Below are 5,554 nucleotides of genomic sequence, written 5' to 3'. Positions count from 1 at the left end.
TGGAGCTGCATGACAAGGTCATCGGGCATTATCTGAACATAAAACACTATCAGTAAGTTGGAGTCATTACCCAAAACTTGCCCTGGCGGGTGGCGATAATAATCTAAGCCGCGAGAATATGCTGAATCGCCAAAAACATAGGTACAGCACCAAAAGCATTTGGTGTCGCTGAAAGCTGAACAAAGCCGAGACGAGCATAAAAGTTAATGGCGGCAGGGTCAGCATCAAGATAAACCCCTTTAATTGGTAATGCCGGGTGAATTTTTTTTACATGTTCAAAAAAATCACATAGTAGGTCCTGACCAAAGCCCCGCTTTTGATACTTCCGCGCTCCCCCCAACATGACTAATCTGACAACACCAATTTCTGAAGGTTGTGAACCCTGAAGGACGCCAGAAACGCGTTGTCTTTCCAGCGAATATGCCGTAAAAGTACAGATGCCAATCAGTTCACCACTTTGTCTGTCAATAAGTGCTTTAGCCGCACAGTCGCTATTACGCACACTTTTCTTTAGCGATGCGCGTAGCGCGTACAAATTTATCGATAACAGGGTTACCGCAATCAAACTGTTTTTGCCCAGGATAAGTAATATCAGACTGATAATTACAGGAGAGGACTATGGGCAGAGTAATCTCTTCATGCTTGTCGACCATCGCTGTTTTTCCTTTTCATTAACGCCTTGAGGGCGAGCGTCGGTTGAGCAGGTTCAGCGATGAGTTGGTTCATCAGTTCCCAGCTTTGATTCGAAAGCTCACGGCGACGTTGGTTATCAAGCACACTTTCGGCGCGTTCCATAGCAGCGCTCAAAATAAAAGCGCTTAAATCTACCCCAACGGCTTGCGCAGCTTCACGAAGTTTGTTTTTGGCGTCGGGACTAGTTTTGAGTTCGACCCGCGCATTTTTCAGCGTTTTATCGACATCGTATAGAGCGGCTGTTTTTCCAGGCATTATGACTTCTTTGATTAACTGAATGAAATCGTAGGGAGTCGATCTCATACATAATACGGCTATCAACCGTATGATTAATTTATGTGCATCTGCTCACTCTGTCAAGAGATACGGTTATTAGCCGTATCTCTGATCTCAGACAATAAAAAGGTGCCGTAGCACCTTTTTAATAGAGAGGTTTTGTTACCACACAGCAGCCAGCAGCGTATGCGAGTCCGGTACCATAAAATCAACGGACATCATCACCGAGAGGGCAGTGATGGCGATGATAGAGAAGCCGAACAGCTTGCGCGCCCAGATTCTGTCATCAGCAACTTTATAACCGCGCAGAGCCATACCTAACCACCAGACGCTAACCGCCGCGGCGACCACCAGATATTTATACCCAGCGTAACCGCCAAGAGAGAGCATCAGCGTGGCAACGGCAAAGGCGATGATATACAGCGTGATGTGATTCTTCGCCACCGAAATGCCTTTTACCACTGGCAATACCGGAATGTTTGCCGCCTGGTAATCCTTAAAGCGGAAAATGGCGATGGCATAGGAGTGAGGCATCTGCCACAGGCTGAAGATAGCCAGCAGGATCGCTGCGCCGCTATCAAACTCGCCGGTTACTGCACAGTAGCCAATCACCGACGGCGCAGCGCCGGAGAGCGAACCAATCAATGTGCCGTAGACTGAGTGGCGTTTCATGTACAGGCTATAGACGCCGACATAAACCACAAAGCCCATCACCCCCAGCCAGCAGGCCAGCGGATTCGCGCCAAACCACAGCAGCATAAAGCCAGCAATACCCAGCAAGGTGGCGTACACCAGCGAGACAGCAGGAGAGATCAGGCCTTTAACCAGCACCCGATTCTTCGTCCTTTCCATCTTTCTGTCGATATCCCTGTCGATGTAGTTGTTAAACACACAACCCGACGCCACAACCAGTGACACCCCAACCAGCGTGTAGATAAACAGGGGATAATCAATGCTGCCCTTTGAGGCCAGCAGGAATCCCCCAATCACCGAGATCAGGTTGCCAAAGATGATGCCTGGTTTCGTTACTTGCAGGTATTGCTTAAACATCATAACCGCCGCTCTTAGTGCATCATCATGTTGTAGTTGAGGTTCCACATAATCCAGATGGAGCCTACAACCAGGATAGCGATGATTAGCACGGTGAAGACAAACGCCGTCATGTTCCAGCCTTCATCTGATTTGGTATTCATGTGCAGGAAGCACACCAGATGCACCAGAACCTGTACCACTGCCATTGCCAGGATTGTTCCCAGAATTACGGCCGGAGAGGCAGCCCCTGTCATCACCATCCAGAACGGAATCACCGTCAGAATGATCGACAGGATAAAGCCTGTCATGTAGGTTTTTACGCTGCCATGGGACGCGCCGCTGTGATCGGTAGAATGACTCATTACATCGCCCCCATCAGATAAACAACAGTGAACACACAGATCCAAACCACATCCAGGAAGTGCCAGAACAGGCTCAGGCACATGATGCGGGTACGGTTAGTGCTGGTCAGGCCGCGACGGGCGATTTGCACCATCAGCACCGCCATCCAGATAAGACCAGAAGTGACGTGCAGACCGTGCGTGCCGACCAGCGCAAAGAACGCTGACAGGAAGCCGCTGCGATCCGGCCCCATGCCGTTAACAATCAGGTGATGGAATTCATAGATTTCCATCCCGATAAATCCGGCACCAAACAACCAGGTCAACGCCAGCCAGGAGATAACCTGGCTTTTGTTGTTTTTGTACATGGCGATAGCCGCCATGCCGTAGGTGATGGAGCTGAACAACAGCAAGAAAGTTTCAACCAGAACGAACGGCAGTTCGAAAATGTCCTTACCTGTCGGGCCGCCTGCGGTGCCGTTCACCAGAACGGCATAGGTAGCAAACAAGATTGAGAACAGAATGCAGTCGCTCATCAGGTAGATCCAAAATCCGAAGATTTTGGTTCCGCCTGCATCGTGGTGCCCGTGTTCGTGCGCGTGGGCAGTCGCGTGCGTCAAAGTATCAGTTGCCATTTTTCAGCCCTGCCTTAGTAATCTCATCGAAATGCTGGTTTTCCAGTTTTTCGATTTCTGCCACCGGCACGTAGTAATCCACGTCCTCGTCGAAGCTTTTCACGATCCAGGTGATGATCATGCCTGCGAAGCCAACAATCGCCAGCCACCAGATATGCCAGATCATGGCGAAACCGAAGATGGTGGAGAAAGCTGCAATGACGATACCTGCACCGCTGTTTTTCGGCATATGAATTTCTTCATAGTGGTCAGGCTTTTTATACGCTTCGCCTTTCTCTTTCATTTCCCAGAATGCATCACGTTCGTGAACGTGCGGCACTACGGCAAAGTTATAGAACGGAGGCGGGGAAGAGGTTGCCCACTCCAGCGTACGGCCACCCCACGGGTCGCCAGTCAGGTCACGGTTCTGGTCGCGGTCGCGAATAGAAACGTACATCTGAATAACGAGGCAGAGAATACCCAGCGCAATCAGTACTGCACCGCTGGCTGCAATCATCAGCATGGTGTGGAACTGCGGGTCAATCTGCTGGCTCAAACGACGGGTCATGCCCATGAAGCCCAGCGCATACAGCGGCATAAAGGCAACGAAGAAGCCGATGATCCAGAACCAGAACGCGCGTTTACCCCAGGTTTCGTTCAGTTTGAAACCGAACGCTTTAGGCCACCAGTAGGTCATCCCTGCGAAGCAGCCGAAGACCACGCCGCCGATGATCACGTTATGGAAGTGCGCAATCAGGAACAGGCTGTTATGCAGAACGAAGTCCGCGCCCGGTACTGCCAGCAGCACGCCAGTCATACCGCCCACCGAGAAGGTGACGATAAAACCGATAGTCCACAGCATCGCAGAATGGAACACGATGCGGCCCTGATACATGGTGAACAGCCAGTTGAAGATCTTCACCCCGGTCGGGATGGCGATAATCATTGTGGTGATACCAAAGAAGGCGTTTACGTTCGCGCCCGCACCCATCGTAAAGAAGTGGTGCAGCCAAACGATGAACGACAGCACGGTGATGCAGACGGTTGCCCATACCAGCGAGGTATAACCAAACAGACGTTTACGCGAGAAGGTTGCCGCAATTTCGGAGAACACACCGAAAACAGGCAGGATCAGGATGTAAACTTCCGGGTGGCCCCAGGCCCAAATCAGGTTGATGTACATCATCATGTTGCCACCCATATCGTTGGTAAAGAAATGGGTGCCCAGATAGCGATCCAGGGTCAACAACGCGACGGTAACCGTCAGAATTGGGAAGGAAGCAATAATCAGTACGTTCGCGCACAGTGATGCCTAGGTAAATACTGGTATCTTGAACATGGTCATGCCCGGTGCGCGCATCTTCAGAATGGTAACGAAGAAGTTGATACCGGTAAGCGTCGTACCTATACCGGATAGCTGGAGACTCCATATCCAGTAATCAACACCGACTCCCGGACTGTACTCTATTCCCGATAGCGGTGGATAGGCCAGCCAGCCGGTCTGCGCAAATTCGCCCACGCCGAGAGAAACGTTAACCAGAATCACGCCAACAACAGTAAACCAGAAGCTTAAGTTGTTGAGGAACGGGAACGCAACGTCACGCGCGCCGATCTGCAGCGGAACCACCAGGTTCATCAGACCGATAACGAAAGGCATCGCCACGAAGAAGATCATAATCACGCCGTGCGCGGTGAAGATCTGATCGTAGTGGTTAGGTGGCAGGAAGCCCGCTTCACCCGCCGAGGCAAGAGCCTGCTGGCTACGCATCATAATGGCGTCAGCAAAACCACGCAGCAACATCACAATCGCCACGATGATATACATGATACCGAGGCGTTTATGGTCGACGGAGGTCAGCCACTCTTTCCACAGGTAGGTCCACTTACCGAAGTAAGTGATCAGGCCAACGAGCGCCAGACCTCCCAAAATAATGCCAGCGATCGTAACCATGACGATAGGTTCATGGAACGGGACTGCATCAAGTGATAATTTTCCGAACATCTTTATTCTTCCTCAACCCCTTTAATGGGCGGATTCCGCGTGGCTCATGTCCATGCCTTCCATACCTTCGTGTGCACTGTGCTCACCTTCTGGCTGGGTCATGTCCATGCTCTTACCGTGAGCCATAAACTTGTTAATCACATCGGCAAACAAGTCTGGTTTCACGTTGGAGAAATATTCCACCTGGTTGTATTCGCTAGGCGCGGCCAGTTTTTCGAACGCAGCCATGTCAGACATGGTGTTCGGCGACTGTTTCGCTTTTGCGACCCATTGGTCGAATTCGGCGCGATCCGGTGTTGCAATAGCTTTGAACTTCATGCCTGAGAAGCCCGGCCCGCTGTAGCTGGCGGAGATACCGTCATAAGTACCGGGTTCGTTGGCGATCAGATGCAGGCGAGTCTGCATACCGGCCATGGCATAAATCTGGCTACCCAGACGCGGAATGAAGAAGGAGTTCATCACGGAGTTGGAGGTCACTTTGAAGTACACCGGAGTGTTCGCCGGGAAAGCGATTTCATTGTAAGCGCCCCGAGAAGTACGTAGCGTAAGGATTATTTTACAGACGAGAAGTTCCAGGGCAGCAGTTCATGCACTTG

General features: G+C 51.1%; 4 protein-coding genes and 3 pseudogenes. All 7 read right to left on the bottom strand.

What is annotated here, in order from left to right:
• Positions 1-103: 103 nt before the first annotated feature.
• Positions 104-653: pseudogene (locus ABZJ92_RS20260) on the bottom strand (GNAT family N-acetyltransferase).
• Positions 637-948, bottom strand: a complete 312-nt coding sequence (locus ABZJ92_RS20255; protein ID WP_005053053.1) for a type II toxin-antitoxin system TacA family antitoxin — start codon at positions 946-948, stop codon at positions 637-639. Before ABZJ92_RS20255 ends, ABZJ92_RS20260 begins: the two are co-directional and overlap by 17 nt.
• A gap of 183 nt (positions 949-1,131) precedes the next feature.
• Positions 1,132-2,022 (bottom strand): heme o synthase, encoded by an 891-nt coding sequence (gene cyoE / locus ABZJ92_RS20250; protein WP_000971346.1) that lies wholly within the window; start codon positions 2,020-2,022, stop codon positions 1,132-1,134.
• 11 nt (positions 2,023-2,033) lie between these two features.
• Positions 2,034-2,363 (bottom strand): cytochrome o ubiquinol oxidase subunit IV, encoded by a 330-nt coding sequence (locus ABZJ92_RS20245; protein ID WP_000019869.1) that lies wholly within the window; start codon positions 2,361-2,363, stop codon positions 2,034-2,036.
• Complete coding sequence (locus ABZJ92_RS20240; RefSeq protein ID WP_000179819.1) at positions 2,363-2,977, bottom strand: cytochrome o ubiquinol oxidase subunit III; 615 nt, start codon at positions 2,975-2,977, stop codon at positions 2,363-2,365. The genes ABZJ92_RS20245 and ABZJ92_RS20240 overlap by 1 nt, the downstream gene beginning before the upstream one ends.
• Positions 2,967-4,958, bottom strand: a pseudogene (cyoB, locus tag ABZJ92_RS20235) (cytochrome o ubiquinol oxidase subunit I). Before cyoB ends, ABZJ92_RS20240 begins: the two are co-directional and overlap by 11 nt.
• Positions 4,959-4,979: 21 nt before the next feature.
• Positions 4,980-5,477, bottom strand: a pseudogene (locus tag ABZJ92_RS20230) (COX aromatic rich motif-containing protein); the annotation flags it as partial.
• Between the last annotated feature and the right edge of the window lie 77 nt (positions 5,478-5,554).

This window comes from Shigella sp. FJ200513 (assembly GCF_040495915.1).
In the GTDB taxonomy this organism is placed as follows: Bacteria; Pseudomonadota; Gammaproteobacteria; order Enterobacterales; family Enterobacteriaceae; genus ECMA0423.
This window is presented reverse-complemented; position numbering and strand designations above follow the sequence as displayed.